This is a genomic window from Litorisediminivivens sp. KMU-197, from assembly GCF_056858395.1.
In genome coordinates, this window is record NZ_JBXEQG010000005.1 from 84,128 (window position 1) to 103,087 (window position 18,960).

An 18,960-nucleotide genomic window follows, 5' to 3' on the forward strand; every position below is an offset into this window, starting at 1 on the left:
GCGACACATCGGTTAGCGCTAACGTCCGCCGTTTGCTTTTTGCCTGCCCTCTGGTAAGGACAGCGCAACCAAATCAGCATGAGGGACATGCAAGTGAGCACCATCATCGACATCTTTGCCCGCGAAATCCTCGACAGCCGGGGCAATCCGACCGTTGAGGTCGACGTCACGCTGGAGGACGGCACCCAGGGCCGCGCCGCAGTGCCGTCGGGCGCCTCCACCGGCGCCTACGAGGCGGTCGAGAAGCGCGACGGCGACAAGGCCCGTTACATGGGCAAGGGTGTGCTCGAAGCGGTCGCGGCCGTGAATGGCGAAATCGCGGACGAGATCGTCGGCATGGACGCCACAGAACAGGTCGCCATCGACATGGCGATGTGCGAACTCGACGGCACTGACAACAAGGGCCGGCTGGGCGCGAACGCCATCCTCGGGGTATCACTTGCCGTGGCCAAGGCCGCCGCCGAGTCGACGCTTCAGCCGCTGTTCCGCTACGTGGGCGGCACTTCGGCGCGGGTGATCCCGGTGCCGATGATGAACATCATCAATGGCGGCGAACATGCCGACAACCCGATCGACATACAGGAATTCATGATCATGCCGGTGGCGGCGGAGAACATCCGCGAAGCAGTCCGCATGGGCTCCGAAGTCTTCCACACGCTCAAGAAAGAACTGTCGGCGGCGGGCATGTCCACCGGGCTGGGCGACGAAGGCGGCTTTGCGCCCGAACTCGGCTCCACCCGCGAAGCGCTCGACTTCATCCTGAAGTCAATCGAGAAAGCGGGCTACAAGCCGGGCGAGGACATCTACCTCGCCATGGATTGCGCCGCGACCGAGTATTACAAGGACGGCAAGTACGAGATGAAGGGCGAAGGCAAGTCGCTGACGTCCGAGGAGAACGCCGACTACCTCGCCGCGCTCTGCAACGACTATCCGATCATCTCGATCGAGGACGGCATGTCCGAGGACGACTGGGACGGCTGGAAAATCCTGACCGAGAAGCTGGGCGACAAGATTCAGCTGGTGGGTGACGACCTGTTCGTGACCAACCCCACCCGGCTGGCCGATGGCATTCAGCGCGGTGTGGCGAACTCCATGCTGGTCAAGGTCAACCAGATCGGTTCGCTGACCGAAACGCTGAAGGCCGTCGATATGGCCCACCGTGCGCGTTATACAAACGTCATGTCGCACCGCTCGGGCGAGACCGAGGATGCCACCATCGCCGACCTCGCCGTCGCCACCAACTGCGGGCAGATCAAGACCGGCTCGCTGGCGCGCTCGGACCGGCTGGCGAAGTACAACCAGCTGATCCGCATCGAAGAGATGCTGGGCGAGACGGCGGAATATGCCGGGCGGTCGATCCTGAAATAAGCTGCGCCCCGGCCCATGAAACGGTGTAAGGTCCCTGAAAAAGATTTCAGGGGCCTTATTCGTGTCGTCGCTGGTGATAAGGGCGCCGCGCGACGCGGCAGAATTGGATGCGGTCCGCGGTCTGTGCTGGGAGTACCGTGCCTTTCTTTTGACCCTCCCCCCTGCGTCGCGCGCCATCGTCGAAAAGGTCTACGCGCGGGACAAGTACGCCGCGATACTGGAGCGTCTGGAAGAGATACACGCGCCGCCCGGCGGATTGATCCGCATCGCCCTGCTGGACGGGGTACCGGTGGGCTGTGGCATGGCGCATGCAATCTTTCCGGACACCGCAGAGATCAAGCGCGTCTATCTGCAGGATGCGGCACGGGGCAAGCGCGCAGGATACGCCTTGATGCACTCCCTGATTGAGGGCTGTCGCGCGCAGGGTGTTCGTCGGATCGTGATGGACACGGGGCACGCGCTGGAAGCTGCCAAGACGCTTTACCTGTCGATGGGCTTCCGCCTGCGCGGTCCCTATCAAAAAATGCCCCCCGAAGCCGAGGGGCATCTTGTGTATTTCGAAATGGACCTTTGACCCGGCTTAGCAAGCCGCGGTGTAGTAGGTGCCGTCGCCACGCGCATAGGCGCAACGGTTGGTGGCCGAGTTCTGGGCCACGACGGTACCGGCTGCGGCACCTGCCAGAGCGGCGATCAGCGTCCAGCTCGGATCGGCTTCGAGCACACGGGCGGTGATCAGCCCTGCCGCGGCACCGCCGGTCACACCAACCACCGAGCGTTGGTCCGGGGTCAGCGTGTCACAGGCCGCCAGGCCGAAAATGCCGAGGGCTGCCACGATTGCTTTCAGTTTCATGTAAGTCTCCATAGATCTTCAGAGTGAGGTGCCGGTTACCCTAGTGCGGGCGCGGACGACGTCCATTAACTATTCTACCGACCGGCATGTTCCCGCAGACGGAAACCCGAAAACAGCAATAATCAGCTTACGCGCCCAACAGGCCGCGTAACGTTCGTGTGAGTCGAAATAGCTCATCCTTAGGGTGATCAAAGGGGGCTGATTCTGATGCAAGCGCTTTGGAAGTTGACGTTGCGGCACTTCTACGTCAGCACCCCAACATATCCGAATGTCACGAAAGCGATACTTTAGTACCAAAATCATTAATCAGTCCCGTTTACGAAACGGTAGGTTATTGCAAAAAAAACACTATAATTTATTGTTTGTATTCAAACACTTATTAATTGAACGCTCGTTTAGAGTGTTAACATACGGGAAAATTGCACGTTTCCGTCTTGAGAACGCTTCAAAAATTTGTAGATTGTAGAAAACAACAATCGCTCAACCGAGCAGACCATGAGGCAGACAATGAGCAAGTATCTATCGGCGGCCCTGGGAGCCCGTCTCTTCTGTGGATACACGTTAATCGTGTGCGCCCTCACCACCTTCGGTCTCTACAATGGACCGCTCTCCTATTCCTGGATGAACTTCGACTACGCGATCGAGTTCGACTCGCTGCGTTTTCCCGTTGTCGTCCTGATGTCGATCTTCGCAATCTGGCTGATGATCGGCATTCGCACCCGCATTATCGCCTTCTGCGCGATGGTGCTGGTCACCTGTCTGATCCTGTTTGATTACACCGCCCCCTACTCGGTCACCGGGCCTGCGGCGCTGTGGGAAATCCTCTTCGCGACGGCTTTCCTGTTCGGCCTGCTGTACCTGGTGCTGCGCGGCGGTGGAGAAACAGCCCTTGTCCGCGGTGGCTGGGAAGGGCTTTTCTGAGCGGCCCTCTCGTCCGCTTCAGAACCGTTTAGTCACCACTCTACCAATAAACTTACGGGGGTCTTGCACCCCCGTTTTTTTTCTTTTCCAAACCCTGTGTCAGTCCCGGTTCTTCTGGACGAAGTCGATGAGTTGCCGGGTCGATCCATCCTTGCCCTCGGCGCTGGCATCGCCCGCGACGATGGGCCCCAGCGCGGTCGCCAGTTCCTTGCCCAGCTCGACGCCCCACTGATCGTACGAATTGATGCCGAGGATCACCCCCTCTACAAAGACGCGATGCTCATAGAGCGCCACGATCTGGCCCAGCACCTCCGGGGTCAGCTTGGGATAGACCAGCGTCGTGGACGGCCGGTTGCCCGGGAAGACGCGGTGACGGGCCTGACGCTCCAGTTCCTCACCGTCGAACTTGTCCGCAACCTTGGCCCGCGCTTCGTCCAGCGTGCGCCCGCGCATCAGCGCCTCGGACTGCGCAAGGCAGTTGGCAACCAGAAGCTGGTGGTGATGCGCGAGGTCAGGCTCGTGGCCCTCGGCGGCAACCAGAAATTCGCAAGGGACGACCCGTGTGCCCTGATGGATCAACTGATAGAAGGCGTGCTGGCCATTGGTGCCCGGCTCGCCCCAGACGATGGGGCCGGTGTCGTGGCTCAGCGTGTTGCCGTCCATGCCGACGCTCTTGCCATTCGATTCCATCTCGAGCTGCTGAAGGTAGGCGGGCAGTCGCACCAGCCGGTTGTCATAGGGCAGCACGGCGCGGGTGGCATGTCCCAGCACCTGATTGTGCCAGATGCCGACAAGCGCCAGAAGGACCGGCATGTTCTCGGCGAAGTCGGCGCTCCGGAAGTGGCGATCCATCGACTGACCGCCATTAAGGAAGGCGCGGAAGGCCTGCGCGCCGATGCCGATCATCAGCGACAGCCCGATCGGTCCCCAAACCGAATAGCGCCCGCCGACCCAATCCTCGAAGCCGAACACACGTTCCGGCGCGATGCCGAAGTCGCCGGTCTTTCCGGTATCGGAGCTGAGCGCCGCGAATTGCGCCGCCGGGTCCGACACGGTGTCGGACATCCAGGCGCGCGCGGTGCGGGCGTTGGTCATGGTCTCGATGGTGGTAAAGGTCTTGGACGCGACGATCACCAGCGTCGTCGTCGGATCAAGCCCGCGCAGCGTGTCGGCAATGTCCGCGCCGTCCACGTTCGAGACATAGTGGATCCGCGGTCCGTCCGCGTAAGGCGCCAACGCCTTGTAGGCCATCACCGGACCGAGGTCCGAGCCACCGATGCCGATGTTGACCACATCGGTGATCGCCCCGCCCTGCCCCGTATACCGCCCCTCGCGGACGTCTGTGGCGAATTGCTCCATCCGGGTCAGCGTGTCCAGCACGCCTGGCATGACGTCTTGTCCGTCCACCATCACCGGATCGCCGTCGAGATTGCGCAGCGCGGTATGCAGCACGGCGCGGCCCTCGGTCTCGTTGATCTTCTGGCTTTCGAACATGGCCTCCCGCTTGGCGGCCACCCCGGCGCGGTCCGCCAGAGCAAGAAGCTCGCTCAGCGCAGGCTTGTCGATGTTGGTCTTGGAGTAGTCGAACAACAGATGGTCGAAGGTGGTCGAAAAATCCTCCGCCCGGGACGGATCGTCGAAGAGGTCGGTGATCTTGCGGGTTTCGACCTCGGCGGCCATGGATTTCAGGTTGCTCCACATGGCGGGTTCATTCCTTGGGTTGTCAGAAAGGGATAATCTTGGAAGCGCGCGTCAGGACGCCCAGTGGACCGAGGCCTGTGACAGCACGGCAGCCACCGGCGCCTCTTTCGGCGTGAGGGTGCGGGCCTTTTCCAGCGCCGCGCGCTTGTCGTCGCCGAAGATCACGATGTGCTTGTACATCGCGCCGTCGAGGATCGGGGCGGTCAGGGTGATCCGCGGCTCGGGCGCACCGGGCGCGCGCATTGCCATCAGCGTGGGGGCGTTCGACGCCAAGGCGTCGTCGAGCCGGTCGGCACCGGGAAACAGCGAAGCGGTGTGCATGTCCTCGCCCATGCCAAGCAACAATACCTGGATCGGCAGGCGCGGCTTGATATTCTCGGCCAGTTCGTCCAGCCGCTCCTCGGGTTCGCCGCCCGGCAGGTAGAGCGGCAGCAGACGCGCCGCCGCGGCGCGTTCGACCAGCAGCCGCTCGCGCAGCAGCCGGGTGTTGGACCGCGGGCTGTCCTCGGGCACCCAGCGTTCGTCGGTGAGCATCACGTCGACGCGCGACCAGTCCAGATCGGCGGCGCAGAGGTCGTCGAAGATCGGCCCCGGCGTGGTGCCGCCGGGCACCGCCATCAGCACCCTGTCTTCGTGTTCCAGCGCCGAGCGCAGCTCGCCCGCCAGCTTGTTGGCCAGGTCGATCACCAGCATCTCGCGGTCGGGATAGTCGATGAAGTCCATGTCGCTGTCTCCCCTCTGGCCGGTCAGGCCTTGATTTCACGCCAGCGGCGCCCGTCGCGGTGCATCAGCATCAGCGAATCCTCGGGTCCGGACGACCCGGCTTCGTAGAGCTTCGGCACGTCGCTGCGCGCCTCCCAACCATTGATGATGGGATCGGTCCAGGCCCAGGCGGCCTCGACCTCGTCACCCCGCATGAACAGCGTCTGGTTGCCGCGAATAACATCCATGATAAGCCGTTCATAGGCATCGGGCACCTCTTCCGCATCCGGGCCAAGCGCGTCCGAGAAGGACATGTCGAGCGGCACATCGACAAGGCGCATCCCGCCCGGACCCGGTTCCTTGATGGTGACGCCCAGCTCCATGCCCTCGTTGGGTTGCAGACGGATGGTCAGGATGTTGCGGTGGTTGCCGGCCTCTTCGCCGAAGATCGAATGCGGGGTTTCCTTGAACACCACCGCGATTTCGCTGGCGCGGGCCTTCAGCCGCTTGCCGGTGCGCAGGTAGAACGGCACCGCGGCCCAACGCCAGTTCGAGACATGGCACTTCAGCGCGATAAAGCTCTCGGTCCGCGACCGCGGGTTCTCGGCATGGTCGCGATAGCTGGCCTCGTCACCGCCGGCGTCATACTGGCCGCGCACGATGTGGTGCGGCTGGACCGGATCCAGCGCGCGGATGACCTTGAGCTTCTCGTCGCGGACCGAGTCGGGCTCGAATTTCGACGGCGGCTCCATGGCGATCAGGCAGAGCAGCTGCATCAAGTGGTTCTGCACCATATCTCGCATGGCGCCCGACTTGTCGTAATATCCACCGCGCCCGCCGACGCTGACGGTCTCGGCCACGGTGATCTGGATGTGATCAACGTATTGCGCGTTCCACAGCGGCTCGAACAGCATGTTGCCGAAGCGGACAGCCATCAGGTTCTGGACGGTTTCCTTGCCGAGGTAATGGTCGATCCGATAGATCTGGTCCTCGTGGAAATACTCGGCCAGCGAAGCATTGAGCGCCTTCGCCGACGCCAGATCACGGCCGAAGGGTTTTTCCACCACGATGCGGCTGTTGCGCCCGGCGAGGCCCTTGTTGTGCAGCCGTTCCGCGATGTCGCCGAACAGCGAAGGCGCGACCGAGAAGTAGAACGCCTTGACGGTGTCATCACGCAACAGGCCCTTGAGTTCCTGCCATCCGCCGTCGCCCTTGGCGTCGACGGTGACGTATTGCAGCCGCGACAGGAAGCCGGCCAGGTCGGGGCAATCCTCGGGGCGGTGACCGTCGAATTCGTTGATCGCGTCGCGGATCATCTGCCGGTACGCCTCGGTGTCCATGTCCGAGCGCGCGGCGCCGATCACTTGGGCATCATCGGGCATCTGGCCGGAACAGTACCGGCGGAACAGGCCGGGCAGGATCTTGCGGCGCGCAAGGTCGCCGGTGCCGCCGAAGATCACGAGGTCGAACGGCTCAACCGGAATGACGCGTGAGACCATGGGTATCCCTCTTTCATGTCGTTCAGGCCGATCGCGGGCCCGGAAAAGGTGGCATGCATAGCCGTTAGCGCTAACGGCCCATTTCGGGGCACATGTAACCTTCGCGCGCGGAAAAGTCTAACACGCATTTCGACCTTCACAATGGCGTCAGGCATTATGTTGAGCATTGGCAACGCGCAAGCCGCGGGCTACCTCGGGGTCACACTTGGGAGGATGCGACAAGCCGATGAAAGATCAGGATGTTTCGAGCGCCAATGCAGGAAAGTTTCTGGATCCGAAGATAACGGCCAAGGGTGAGCCACGTGCTCATGTCGCGCTGAAGGCACCGCAGACGCTGTGGTTCAACACCGGAACCCTGTGCAACATCGAATGCGCGAACTGCTATATCCTGAGCTCTCCCAGCAACGACGCGCTGGTCTATTTGTCCGCCGACGAGGTCGCGGCCTATCTCGATCAGCTTGCCGACCGCAATTGGGGCGTGCGCGAAATCGGGTTCACCGGCGGCGAACCCTTTATGAACCCAGAGATGATCGCGATGACCCGCACAGCGCTGGATCGCGGCTACGAGGTGCTGATACTCAGCAATGCCATGCGTCCGATGATGCGGAAATCGGTGCAGGCCGGGCTGCGGGAACTACAGCGCGACCATGGCGAACGGCTGACCCTGCGCATCTCGCTCGATCACTGGTCAGAGGTGAACCACGACGCGGAACGCGGAGGCGGCGCCTATCAGCGGACGCTGGAAGGCATGCGCTGGCTGCGCGACGAAGGCATCCGCATGGCAGTGGCCGGACGGATCATCTGGGCCGAGAGCGAGGCCGAGGCCCGGGATGGCTTTGCACGACTGTTCGAGCGCGAGGGTTTCGCCATCGACGCCGCCGATCCCGCAATGACTGTGCTGTTCCCGGAAATGGATGCCAGCGTCGAAGTGCCCGAGATCACCACCGCCTGCTGGGGCATCCTCGGCAAGTCGCCCGCCGACGTGATGTGTTCCTCGTCGCGCATGGTGGTCAAGCGCAAGGGCGCCGAGCGTCCCTCGGTCGTGGCCTGCACGCTGCTGCCTTATGAGCCAGAGTTCGACATGGGCGAGACGCTGGCCGAGGCCGAGCGGCCCGTGGCGCTGAACCACCCGCATTGCGCCAAGTTCTGCGTACTGGGCGGGGCGAGCTGTTCCGGGTGAGAAAATCCATCGATGGATTTTGCAAAAATCGTCGACGATTTTTCCCCGCCTAGCGGCCCATCATCCATGACCCTTCAGGCCAAAAGGCGTGGAAGGCGAAGGCAAACATCACGTCATGCGGCACGTCCTTGCCCGCGCCGTCCCGCACCCGGATATTGCCGACTTCGCGCCCCTTGTTGATGGCGCTCGAATCCAGTGCCGAGGCCTGTCCCTCCTGCCAGCTCAGCGTGACGCCGGCCTCTTCGATCTTCTGCGTCGTCTCGAAACGCGACAGCGGCCAGGCCCTGTCGCCCACGCGCACCACCCGCATCAGCGGCGGCACCCCGTGCGGTGGCATCTCGCCCCGATACAGGAACGGCCGCGCCGAGCTGTCGTAATTGCGATAGGGGTTTTCGCCATAGCGCCGGGGCCAGTCCGGTTCGGCCATCACCAACCCGTCCGGATTGCGTGCGTTGAACTGCGACCAGCTTTCCATCCACGTGGGCAGCATCTTCAGCTCGGTCCCTGTCAACTCGCCCACGATGGCCTCGCCCACCGCCTGTTGCCACCAGCTTTCGGACTGGCGGTCGTACATCACCATGTCGGAATTCCGCAGCTTGCCGGAAACCCCGAAGCTGAGCACACCCTTGGCGGTGCGCCGGTCGAAGGTGATGCCCGAATTGCACAGCGGGCAGAAGGTAACCGCGATCGGTACACCGCCGACCTGATCGTTCACGATCTCATGCCATGTGAGGTAGCGGATCGGATAGGCCCGGGGCTTGGCGCCGCCCAGTTCCACCGCGATCACCGGCTCGCGGGCGCCGATGCGGGACTCCTGCGCCACCGGGATGAAGTCCGGGTTGTCGATCGCCGGTATACCATCCTTGGGCGGCCCGCCAGAGAGGATCTCGGACCAGCTGTCGACGGTGTTCTTGCTAAAGTTGGTACGTGGCCATTCGCCTTGCCAGCGGCCCGGATCGGCCGTGGCAAGGTTGGCTAGACCAGCGAAAACAGCGGCGCACAGGATGGTTCTAAGCGTCATGATGCATCTCCCTTTGGCAAGAGGATGCGCCGTGCGGAGGGTATCTGCATAGCCCCCCGCACGCGGGTTTGATCGCCCGTGGGGTCGGACCTAGTCGGTCACCGTAACGGTTTTCATCACGTCGGGCGTGCCGATTACCGCGCCGTTCGGACCGCTGCCGCGCTTGATTTGATCGACGACATCCATGCCCTCGGTCACGCGGCCCACCACGGTGTATTGGTTGTTCAGGAAGTGGCCCTCGTCGAACATGATGAAGAACTGCGAATTGGCGCTGTTCGGATCCTGGCTGCGAGCCATGCCGACGACACCCCGGTCGAACGCGATGTCCGAGAACTCGGCCGGCAGGTCGGCCTTGGACGATGCCCCCCGCCCGGCCAACCGCATCGAGAAATCCTCGGCCGTGGTGTCGCCGTATTCGACATCGCCCGTCTGGGCCATGAAGCCGTCGATCACCCGGTGAAAGGCCACGTTGTCGTATTCGCCGGCCTCGGCAAGCGCGGCGATCTGCGCCACATGCTTCGGTGCGGTATCCTCCAGCAGGTCGATGGTGACGGTGCCCGTGGCCTCGCCCTCGATTTCAATCTTGAGGCCCGTCGCGCCGGCCGGCGCACCGCCCAGAAGGGCGAGCACGGGGCCTGCGGCAAGACCGAGGGCGATGGCAAGGTTACGCATCTGCGGCCACCTTGACGCTGATCATCCGGTCGGGCTCGGCAGGCGGCTCACCCCGGGTGATGGCGTCGACATGCTCCATGCCCTCGATGACGCGGCCATAGACGGTGTATTGGCCGTTCAGGAAATGGTTGTCCGAGAAGTTGATGAAGAACTGCGAATTTGCCGAATTAGGGTTCTGCGACCGCGCCGCACCCAGCGTGCCCCGGTCGTGCGGCAGTTTCGAGAATTCGGCCGGCACGTCCGGCTTGTCCGAACCGCCGGTGCCCGCGCGGCGCAGGTTGAAGCCGTCTTCCATGTCGCCGTGCTCGACGTCGCCGGTCTGGGCCATGAAGCCCTCGATCACGCGGTGAAACGCGACGTTGTCGTATTCACCGGCGCGGGCCAGTTCCTTCATCCGCTCGGTGTGCTTCGGCGCCACGTCGGGAAGCAGCTCGATGGTGACGGTGCCGCCCTTCAGCTCCATCAGGATGGTGTTTTCGGGATCCTTGATCTCGGCCATAAGGGCCTCCTCTTTGTTCAATTGCCCAGATACCTAAGTTGCCCGGCCGCCCTCGGCAAGCGCGCGATTGACCCGCGCGACGTTAGCGGCCAAACAAGGCGCAACCTGAACCCGACGTAAGGACACCCGACATGGCCTGGAAAACTCTCGACGACATGGATCTGGACGGCAAGGTCGTGCTGGTGCGGGTCGACATCAACGTCCCGATGGAAAACGGCAAGGTTACCGACGACACCCGCATCCGGCGCATCGTGCCGACGATCTGCGATATCCTCGACAAGGGCGGCAAGCCGGTGATGCTGGCGCATTTCGGCCGCCCCAAGGGCAAGCCCGACCCCGAAATGAGCCTTCGCCAGGTTCTGCCGGCACTTGAGGCGGCACTGGAGAAGGAAGTCACCTTCATCGAGCGCCCCTCGCGTGACGAGATCGACGCACTGCCCAAGGGCGCCGTGGTGCTAGTGGAAAACACGCGTTTTTCCGACATGGAAGAAAAGAACGATCCGAGAATGGCCAAGTTCATCGCCTCGCTGGGCGATGTCTATTGCAACGACGCCTTTTCCGCCGCGCACCGCGCGCATGCCTCGACCGAGGGCGTCGCGCACCTGCTCCCGTCCTGTGCCGGGCGGCTGATGCAGGCGGAACTGACGGCGCTGGAAAAGGCGCTCGGCAATCCCGAGCGGCCGGTCGTGGCGGTGGTCGGCGGGGCCAAGGTCTCGACCAAGCTGGACCTGCTCGGCAACCTCGTGGGCAAGGTCGACACGCTGGTGATCGGCGGCGGCATGGCCAACACGTTCCTCGCCGCGCAGGGCATCGACGTCGGCAAATCACTGGCCGAGCATGACATGACCGGCACCGCGAGGGAGATCATGGAAAAGGCCGACGCGCAGGGCTGCGAGATCATCCTGCCCATCGACATCGTGGTGGCGCGCGATTTCAAGGCCAACGCCCCGCACGAGGTGCTGGCCGCCGACAAATGCCCCGGCGACGCGATGATCCTCGATGCCGGTCCCGGCACGGTGGCGAAGGTCGCCAAGGCCCTTCAGGGCGCCAAGACCCTGATCTGGAACGGCCCAATGGGCGCCTTCGAGATCGAGCCCTTTGACGCCGCCACCAATGCCGCTGCGAAACAGGCGGCGGAGCTGTCGAAGGCGGGCAAGCTGATCTCCGTCGCTGGCGGCGGCGACACGGTGGCGGCGCTCAACAAAGCCGGTGTGGCCGGCGACTTCACCTATATCTCCACTGCCGGCGGGGCCTTCCTCGAGTGGATGGAAGGCAAGGACCTGCCGGGCGTCGCGGCGCTGGGGTGACGCCGCCTGTCACGCGCATCGGGCGGAGGCACGCCCCGGGCACGATCCGGGGCGTTTGCGCGACGCGGCCATTAGAGCCCGGGTCAGGCCCAGAACGGGCGACGCGCCCCTGTTGCCGTAGGATCACGGTCAAAGCGCTTGGACGGTAGGGCTGTTTGCGCCATCACGTTGCAAGCCCATCGCGGCTCGCTTACCACTGTGCGCGCGGGGACGGCGGCCCCAGGGATCATTTCATCAGGAACGGACATCACCACATGACAAACGACGCAATGGCCAAGCAGATGGCCGAAAAGGATGGTTTCATCGCCGCGCTCGATCAATCCGGCGGCTCCACGCCCAAGGCGCTGCGGCTCTACGGCATCGAGGAAGACGTCTATTCCGGCGACGAGGAGATGTTCGCCAAGATCCACGAGATGCGCGCCCGGATCATCAAGGCGCCGCCCTTCTCGAACGGCAAGGTGATCGGCGCGATCCTGTTCGAACGTACGATGGACGGCGACATCGACGGCACGCCCACCGCGGAATACCTCTGGAAGGAATGCGGCGTCGTCCCCTTCCTCAAGGTCGACAAGGGTCTGACCGAAGCCTCGGACGGCGTGAAACTGATGAAGGAGATGCCGGACCTCGATGCGCTATGCCGACGCGCCGTCGAAAAGGGCGTCTTCGGCACCAAGATGCGGTCAGTCATCGACGCTGCAAACGAGGCGGGGATCGCCTCGATCGTGGCGCAGCAGTTCGAGGCGGGCAAGCAGATCGCCAGCCACGGACTGATGCCGATCCTCGAACCCGAAGTGACCATCACCATCGACGACAAGGCCGAGGCCGAGGCGATCCTGCGCGACAAGATCCTCGCGCACCTCGATTCGCTGCCCGAGGGCCAGCAAATCATGTTGAAGCTGTCGCTGCCGTCCGAGGCTAATTTCTACAAGCCGCTGATCGACCACCCGGGTGTCATGCGCGTCGTGGCCCTGTCTGGCGGCTATTCGCGGGCCGAGGCCAACGAGCTTCTGGCGCAGAACAAGGGTCTGATCGCCAGCTTCTCGCGCGGGTTGACCGAGGGCCTGTCGGCGCAGCAATCGGACGCTGAATTCAACACCATGCTGGGTGACGCGATCGACTCGATCTACGAGGCTTCCAAGGCGGGCTGACGCCCCGTTTCCCGAAGTTCCCGGCGCCCTCGCGAATATTCGCGGGGGCGCATTTCAATTGAGGATCAGCCGCGCAGGATCACAGCACCAAAAGGCCCAGGAACAGCAGCCCCAGCCCCAGAGCCCGCGGCCAGAAGCCTTGCCAGAAGCGTTTTTCCCCGAAGCCATAGAGCGGGACCAGCGTTCCCAGGAAAATGACCTGAAACAGGAAGAAGTTGGGATCAAACCCCTGCTGCGGCGGATAGATCAGAAAGCATGCGATCAGCGCCGTCACGATGAACGGCCACAGGAAATACACGCGACCGAAGGTTCTGGACGTGGCCGGCCGGCTCAGATCATAACGTTTCTCGAGCGGGGCAAGACGGATCACGCGGGCGGCATAGGCCACGACTGCGCCAAAGATCGCCCCACCCTGTGCATTGGTGGCAAACAGCTCACAGGCGGTTCCCATGCCCTCCCAACGCATCAGCACCATCAGGACCGTGACGGCGAATCCAAGATAGAATGCGTGCACCCAAAGGTGCGGGTCGGCAATCCCATGCCCCTTGCGGCGGGCGACATAGGCACCTTCGATCACATCGAAGGTCAGCAGGCAGGTGGCGGCGCAGAATGCCACGCGCATGAAAACGTCGTCGGGTGGTGCGAACACGCCGCCCGCGATGGCAGCGAAGACCACGACCGAGACGAGACCGGCCACCACGGCCGCAAACGCGCTGGGCCGGGTTAATCTGAAATCGAGCACAAGTATTCTCCTCACCGGTCGCCACGCTTCAATGGCGCGGCCCTCCCGGCCGACAGTCGCCCTGCAACGTCTCCACCACGGCAAAGCTGCGCGAAAATAACTTTCGATCCGCGCTAGTCAACATGGATATCCGTTGTAAAGCGCTGGAAAGGCACCGCTTCGGTGGCGGACTCTGGCTCAGAGGACACAGATTTACCCCGGCCTTTTCGGGAAAGGGATTCACACCGCGAATCGCCTGTGTCATAGTCGCGATACTGCATCCACCAAGAGATGCGTTTCGAGGCAGAAAATGAGCGTCAGTCCCGCCCGCAGGAACATCGTGCCCCTGAGCGTGTTCGGCATTGCTTTCACGTTGGCGGCCTATTTCACCTTTGCCGCCGTGCAGGGGGATTACGGCCTGTTCCGCCGTGCCGAGATCCTCGACGATGCCGCCCAACTCGAGGCCGAGCGCGACACCCTGCGCGCCCAGGTCGTGAGGATGGAGAACCTGACGCGCCGTCTGTCCGACGATTACCTTGATCTCGACCTGCTCGATCAACAGGCCCGCGAAGTGCTGGGGCTGATCCGGATGGACGAGGTCGTCATCCGCTGACGGACTGAAGCCGTCCTTGGCACAGATCCCGTAGGGTGCGTGATCTCACGCACCATCCGCCGACTTCAACTGGACGCGAAGCCGCGCGTGCCCGGGCCGAGGTGCGGCGTTGCATGGCGACCTTTGCCCTCTGTCAACGCGCTTGGTGGCCGCCGCAAACCTCCGCTCCGGGTCAAAGCCGGCCCGATGCCGCCCGCCGCACCATTCCCCCTTCCCCTCCGGCCCCGCCATGCGTTACGCTTTAGTTCAACACTAAACCATTCGCTACGGGGGAGGGTGCCGGGATGGCTGCACGCAAGGCAGTGAAAAAGCCCAACGTTTCCAAGGACGACCTGACGCAATACTACCGTGACATGCTGTTGATCCGTCGCTTCGAAGAAAAGGCCGGACAGCTTTACGGCATGGGCCTGATCGGCGGTTTCTGCCACCTCTACATTGGTCAGGAAGCGGTTGTCGTCGGGCTCGAGGCCGCCGCCGAGGAAGGCGACAAGCGCATCACCTCCTACCGCGATCACGGTCACATGCTGGCCTGCGGCATGGACCCGGCGGGCGTCATGGCCGAACTGACCGGCCGCGAGGGCGGGTATTCCAAGGGCAAGGGCGGCTCGATGCACATGTTCTCGAAAGAGAAACATTTCTACGGCGGTCACGGCATTGTTGCCGCACAGGTGCCAATCGGCGCGGGCCTCGCCTTCGCCGACAAGTATCGCGACAATGGCCGCGTCACCTTCACCTATTTCGGCGACGGGGCCGCCAACCAGGGCCAGGTCTACGAGACCTTCAACATGGCCGCCCTGTGGGATCTGCCGGTGATCTTCGTGATCGAAAACAACCAGTACGCCATGGGCACCGCGCAGCAGCGGTCGACCTCCACCCCCGACCTCTATACCCGTGGCGCAGCCTTCGGCATCCCCGGTGAGGTTGTCGACGGCATGGACATCCTGGCGGTCAAGGAGGCCGGCGAGAAGGCCGTTGGTCACTGTCGCTCCGGCAAGGGGCCCTATATCCTCGAGGTCAAGACCTACCGCTACCGTGGCCATTCGATGTCCGACCCGGCCAAGTACCGCACCCGCGAAGAGGTGCAGAAGATGCGCGAGGAACGCGATCCCATCGAACACGTCCGTTCGCTGCTGCTCGAGGGCAAGCACGCCAGCGAAGATGACCTGAAAGCGATCGACAAGGAGATCAAGAAGGTGGTCAGCGACGCCGCCGACTTCGCCCGCGAAAGTCCCGAACCGCCGCTGGACGAACTCTGGACGGACATCTACGCGGAGGCAGGCTGATGGCCGCACATTTCGAGATTCACGCCGCCGACACCGCCGCCGCGCGCGCCTTCTATTCCGGGCTGTTCGGCTGGTCCTTCGACCCGATGCCCGGCGGCGAAGAGGTTGATTACCAGCTGATCTCCGGCCCCGGCCTCGGCGATGGCCTGACCGGCGGCATGATGCAGCGGATGGGTGAGGCGCCCGCCCCCGGCGGCCCGGTGCGCGGCTGCACCCTGACGTTCGAAGTGGCCGATTGCGACGACCGCTATGCCTGGGCGCTGGCCAACGGCGGGGCCGAGGCGTTGCCGCCGACGGATTATCCCGGCATCGGTCGCGCGGCCTATGTCGAGGACGGACAGGGCAATATCGTGGGCTTCCTTGCGCCCGAAACCGAAGGGGATGCCTGATGGCGGTTGAAATCCTGATGCCCGCACTGTCGCCCACCATGGAAGAGGGCACACTGGCGAAATGGCTGGTGAAAGAAGGTGACGAGGTCGCCTCCGGCGACGTCATCGCCGAGATCGAGACCGACAAGGCGACCATGGAATTCGAAGCGGTGGACGAAGGCACCGTCGGCAGGATCCTGATCGCCGAAGGCACCGAGGGCGTCAAGGTCAACACCCCGATCGCGGTGCTGGTCGAAGACGGCGAAAGCGCCGCGGATATCGACACATCCGCCGACTCCTCCGGCGCAGCCCCACCCCCCGAGCCGGGGCCTCCCGCCAAGGCCCGCAACGCCACGTCTGACGACGATGGTGGCGGTCCGCCCCCGGCCCGCCGGGACCGCGAACCCGATTGGCCCGAAGGCACCGAAACCCGGCAGCAGACCGTCCGCGAGGCTCTGCGCGACGCCATGGCCGAGGAGATGCGCGCCGACGACAGCGTCTTCCTGATGGGCGAGGAGGTCGCCGAATACCAGGGCGCCTACAAGATCAGCCAGGGCCTGCTGGACGACTTCGGCCCGAAACGCGTGATCGACACCCCGATCACCGAACACGGCTTTGCCGGCCTCGCCGTTGGCGCGGCCTTCGGCGGCCTGCGCCCCATCGTCGAATTCATGACCTTCAACTTCGCCATGCAGGCGATGGACCAGATCGTCAACTCGGCGGCCAAGACGCTCTACATGTCCGGCGGCCAGATGGGCGCGCCGATGGTGTTCCGCGGCCCCAACGGCGCCGCCGCCCGGGTCGCCGCCCAGCACAGCCAGGATTACGCGGCGTGGTACGCCCATATTCCCGGCCTCAAGGTGGCCATGCCGTACTCGGCCTCGGACGCCAAGGGCCTGCTCAAATCCGCCATCCGCGACCCCAACCCGGTGATCTTCCTCGAAAACGAGATCCTCTACGGCAAGAGCTTCGACGTGCCGGTAATGAAGGATTTCACCGTCCCCTTCGGCAAGGCCCGCATCTGGCGCGAGGGCAGCGACGTGACGATTGTCAGCTTCGGGATCGGCATGACCTACGCGCTGGAAGCCGCGGAAAATCTGGCCGAAGACGGAATAGACTCCGAGGTCATCGACCTGCGCACCCTGCGCCCTATGGACACCGAAACGGTCATCGAAAGCGTCAAGAAGACCAACCGCTGCGTCACGGTCGAGGAAGGCTTCCCGGTTGGCTCCATCGGCAACCACATCTCGGCGGTGCTGATGGAACGGGCCTTCGACTGGCTCGACGCCCCGGTGATCAACTGCACCGGCAAGGACGTGCCCATGCCCTATGCCGCCAACCTCGAGAAACACGCGCTGACCTCGACCGCCGAGGTGATCGAAGCCGTGAAGAAGGTGACGTACCGCTGATGGAGGTTCACGGCCGCGATATCGAGACTGAGTGCTACCGCGTCACCCATGTGGTCGACGGGCGTACCGTCACCGCGCTCGTGCCCGAACGGCTGGCCGCCGACACCCGCGTGGTGGGCCGGCCCAGCCATCAGGACGCCTATGTCTGGATGGCCGGCCACAAGGACAGGATCGAAGCCGCCATCGAATCCCTTGCCCACGGGGGATCCGCGAAAGCCCCCTATGACCAGATCACCCTGATGCCTTCTTCTGGCTGAAAATATCCCGGGGAGCGCGAGGGGCAGGCCCCTCGCTCCCGCCCTCACCCAAGACGCCACGTCCGGAGACGAAGACATGCCGACCGAAATCCTGATGCCCGCCCTGAGCCCGACGATGGAGGAAGGCACGCTCGCGAAATGGCTGGTCAAGGAAGGCGACACCGTGGCCTCGGGCGACCTGCTGGCCGAGATCGAGACCGACAAGGCGACAATGGAGTTCGAGGCCGTCGACGAAGGCGTGATCGGAAAGCTGCTGGTGGCGGACGGCACCGAGGGCGTCAAGGTCAACGCGCCGATCGCGGTGCTCCTGGCCGAGGGCGAAAGCGCCGATGACATCGACGCGGCACCCTCCGCCCCCGTGCCGGAGGCGGCGCAGCCTGCCGACGCGGGCGACGAGGCGGCCCCCGCAGGGGGTCCCGAGAAGCCCGCCCCCCCGGCCCGGAACAGCTCGGACGGTGACCGCATCTTCGTCTCGCCACTGGCACGTCGCATCGCCGCCGACAGGGGGCTGGACCTGGCCGGGATCAAGGGCTCCGGCCCGCGCGGCCGCATCGTCAAGGCCGACGTCGAGGCTGCGCAGGAGCAGCCGAAAGCACCCCAGCAGGCCCAACAAGCCGCGGCTGCCCCGACACCTCCGCCCGCCGCTTCCGCCAGCCAGGTGGCGGCGATGTACCAGGACCGCGATCACGACGAGGTCCCCCTCGATGGCATGCGCAAGACCATTGCCGCGCGCCTCACCGAGGCCAAGCAGCAAATCCCGCATTTCTACCTGCGCCGCGACATCCGCCTCGACGCGCTGCTCGACTTCCGCGCCAAGCTGAATCGCCAACTCGAGGCGCGCGGCGTCAAGCTTTCGGTCAACGACTTCATCATCAAGGCCTGCGCAGCCGCGCTGCAACAGGTGCCCGACGCCAACGCGGTCTGGGCCGGCGACCGCATCCTGCGGCTGAAACCCTCCGACGTGGCCGTTGCCGTCGCCATCGAGGGCGGCCTCTTCACGCCGGTGCTGCGCGACGCCCATGCCAAGACGCTCTCGGCGCTCTCGACCGAAATGAAAGACCTCGCCGCCCGCGCCCGCGACCGCAAGCTCTCGCCGCCGGAGTATCAGGGCGGCAGCTTCGCGATCTCCAACCTCGGGATGATGGGGGTCGAGAACTTTGATGCCGTCATCAACCCGCCCCACGGCGCGATCCTGGCCGTCGGGGCCGGCGTCCGGAAACCCGTCGTGGACGAAGACGGGGAAATCACCGCGGCCACCGTCATGTCGGTCACGCTCTCGGTCGACCACCGGGTCATCGACGGCGCGCTCGGCGCCGAGCTTCTGGCGGCGATCAAGGACGGGCTGGAGAACCCCATGGCCCTGCTGGCCTGACCCCGCCCAGCCGAGGCGCGAACTGTCAAGCAAGGTTCTCCTGACCTGACAGGCTCTCGCGATGCCGTA

Annotated in this window: 20 protein-coding genes; 12 read left to right on the forward strand and 8 right to left on the reverse strand. The window is 64.0% G+C overall.

Annotation, left to right across the window (positions count from 1 at the left end; all coding sequences use genetic code 11):
• Positions 1-93: 93 nt before the first annotated feature.
• Positions 94-1,368, forward strand: a complete 1,275-nt coding sequence (gene eno, locus AC04PT_RS12665) for a phosphopyruvate hydratase (protein WP_482874252.1) — start codon at positions 94-96, stop codon at positions 1,366-1,368.
• A 61-nt stretch (positions 1,369-1,429) separates the two neighbouring features.
• A complete protein-coding gene (locus AC04PT_RS12670; protein WP_482874064.1) occupies positions 1,430-1,942 on the forward strand; it encodes a GNAT family N-acetyltransferase in 513 nt (170 codons plus the stop codon).
• 6 nt (positions 1,943-1,948) lie between these two features.
• Here the strand turns inward: AC04PT_RS12670 and AC04PT_RS12675 are convergent, their stop codons facing one another.
• Positions 1,949-2,218, reverse strand: coding sequence for a glucose-6-phosphate isomerase (locus AC04PT_RS12675; RefSeq protein ID WP_482874065.1), 270 nt, complete (start codon positions 2,216-2,218; stop codon positions 1,949-1,951).
• Between the two features lie 507 nt (positions 2,219-2,725).
• On the opposite strand from AC04PT_RS12675, the gene AC04PT_RS12680 reads away from it, so the two are divergent.
• Entirely contained in the window at positions 2,726-3,139 is a 414-nt protein-coding gene (locus AC04PT_RS12680; RefSeq protein ID WP_482874066.1) for a hypothetical protein, read from the forward strand.
• A gap of 99 nt (positions 3,140-3,238) precedes the next feature.
• Here the strand turns inward: AC04PT_RS12680 and pgi are convergent, their stop codons facing one another.
• Genes pgi through zwf form a run of 3 tightly spaced genes read right to left on the reverse strand, consistent with a single transcriptional unit; the run spans position 3,239 to position 7,041 of the window.
• Positions 3,239-4,840, reverse strand: coding sequence for a glucose-6-phosphate isomerase (pgi, locus tag AC04PT_RS12685; RefSeq protein WP_482874067.1), 1,602 nt, complete (start codon positions 4,838-4,840; stop codon positions 3,239-3,241).
• A gap of 51 nt (positions 4,841-4,891) precedes the next feature.
• Entirely contained in the window at positions 4,892-5,563 is a 672-nt protein-coding gene (gene pgl / locus AC04PT_RS12690; RefSeq protein ID WP_482874068.1) for a 6-phosphogluconolactonase, read from the reverse strand.
• A 23-nt stretch (positions 5,564-5,586) separates the two neighbouring features.
• Positions 5,587-7,041: a glucose-6-phosphate dehydrogenase gene (gene zwf, locus AC04PT_RS12695; RefSeq protein ID WP_482874069.1), complete on the reverse strand. Its 1,455-nt coding sequence runs from the start codon at positions 7,039-7,041 to the stop codon at positions 5,587-5,589.
• A 226-nt stretch (positions 7,042-7,267) separates the two neighbouring features.
• On the opposite strand from zwf, the gene AC04PT_RS12700 reads away from it, so the two are divergent.
• Complete coding sequence (locus AC04PT_RS12700) at positions 7,268-8,221, forward strand: radical SAM protein (RefSeq protein ID WP_482874070.1); 954 nt, start codon at positions 7,268-7,270, stop codon at positions 8,219-8,221.
• 49 nt (positions 8,222-8,270) lie between these two features.
• Here the strand turns inward: AC04PT_RS12700 and AC04PT_RS12705 are convergent, their stop codons facing one another.
• From AC04PT_RS12705 to AC04PT_RS12715, 3 genes are all read right to left on the reverse strand, one after another.
• Positions 8,271-9,242 (reverse strand): DUF3179 domain-containing protein, encoded by a 972-nt coding sequence (locus AC04PT_RS12705; RefSeq protein WP_482874071.1) that lies wholly within the window; start codon positions 9,240-9,242, stop codon positions 8,271-8,273.
• Between the two features lie 90 nt (positions 9,243-9,332).
• Positions 9,333-9,914: a peptidylprolyl isomerase gene (locus AC04PT_RS12710; protein WP_482874072.1), complete on the reverse strand. Its 582-nt coding sequence runs from the start codon at positions 9,912-9,914 to the stop codon at positions 9,333-9,335.
• On the reverse strand, positions 9,907-10,413 hold the full coding sequence (locus AC04PT_RS12715) for a peptidylprolyl isomerase (protein ID WP_482874073.1): 507 nt from the start codon (positions 10,411-10,413) through the stop codon (positions 9,907-9,909). Before AC04PT_RS12715 ends, AC04PT_RS12710 begins: the two co-directional genes overlap by 8 nt.
• A gap of 131 nt (positions 10,414-10,544) precedes the next feature.
• On the opposite strand from AC04PT_RS12715, the gene AC04PT_RS12720 reads away from it, so the two are divergent.
• Both AC04PT_RS12720 and AC04PT_RS12725 read left to right on the forward strand, forming a co-directional pair.
• The gene (locus AC04PT_RS12720; RefSeq protein WP_482874074.1) at positions 10,545-11,720 is read left to right on the forward strand and encodes a phosphoglycerate kinase; all 1,176 of its coding nucleotides are present in this window, start codon (positions 10,545-10,547) and stop codon (positions 11,718-11,720) included.
• A 254-nt stretch (positions 11,721-11,974) separates the two neighbouring features.
• Complete coding sequence (locus AC04PT_RS12725) at positions 11,975-12,868, forward strand: fructose bisphosphate aldolase (protein ID WP_482874075.1); 894 nt, start codon at positions 11,975-11,977, stop codon at positions 12,866-12,868.
• A gap of 79 nt (positions 12,869-12,947) precedes the next feature.
• Here AC04PT_RS12725 and AC04PT_RS12730 read toward each other — a convergent pair whose 3' ends face one another.
• A complete protein-coding gene (locus AC04PT_RS12730) occupies positions 12,948-13,610 on the reverse strand; it encodes a hypothetical protein (RefSeq protein ID WP_482874076.1) in 663 nt (220 codons plus the stop codon).
• Positions 13,611-13,899: 289 nt separating this feature from the next.
• On the opposite strand from AC04PT_RS12730, the gene AC04PT_RS12735 reads away from it, so the two are divergent.
• From AC04PT_RS12735 to AC04PT_RS12760, 6 genes are all read left to right on the forward strand, one after another.
• Positions 13,900-14,202, forward strand: a complete 303-nt coding sequence (locus tag AC04PT_RS12735; protein WP_482874077.1) for an FtsB family cell division protein — start codon at positions 13,900-13,902, stop codon at positions 14,200-14,202.
• A gap of 284 nt (positions 14,203-14,486) precedes the next feature.
• The gene (pdhA, locus tag AC04PT_RS12740; protein ID WP_482874078.1) at positions 14,487-15,485 is read left to right on the forward strand and encodes a pyruvate dehydrogenase (acetyl-transferring) E1 component subunit alpha; all 999 of its coding nucleotides are present in this window, start codon (positions 14,487-14,489) and stop codon (positions 15,483-15,485) included.
• Positions 15,485-15,874 carry a VOC family protein gene (locus tag AC04PT_RS12745; RefSeq protein WP_482874079.1) on the forward strand — a complete coding sequence of 130 codons (390 nt, stop codon included), beginning with the start codon at positions 15,485-15,487 and terminating at the stop codon, positions 15,872-15,874. The genes pdhA and AC04PT_RS12745 overlap by 1 nt, the downstream gene beginning before the upstream one ends.
• Positions 15,874-17,262 carry a pyruvate dehydrogenase complex E1 component subunit beta gene (locus AC04PT_RS12750; RefSeq protein WP_482874080.1) on the forward strand — a complete coding sequence of 463 codons (1,389 nt, stop codon included), beginning with the start codon at positions 15,874-15,876 and terminating at the stop codon, positions 17,260-17,262. Before AC04PT_RS12745 ends, AC04PT_RS12750 begins: the two co-directional genes overlap by 1 nt.
• The gene (locus AC04PT_RS12755; RefSeq protein WP_482874081.1) at positions 17,262-17,519 is read left to right on the forward strand and encodes a hypothetical protein; all 258 of its coding nucleotides are present in this window, start codon (positions 17,262-17,264) and stop codon (positions 17,517-17,519) included. The genes AC04PT_RS12750 and AC04PT_RS12755 overlap by 1 nt, the downstream gene beginning before the upstream one ends.
• Before the next feature lie 76 nt (positions 17,520-17,595).
• Positions 17,596-18,891 carry a pyruvate dehydrogenase complex dihydrolipoamide acetyltransferase gene (locus AC04PT_RS12760; protein WP_482874082.1) on the forward strand — a complete coding sequence of 432 codons (1,296 nt, stop codon included), beginning with the start codon at positions 17,596-17,598 and terminating at the stop codon, positions 18,889-18,891.
• Positions 18,892-18,960: the final 69 nt, after the last annotated feature.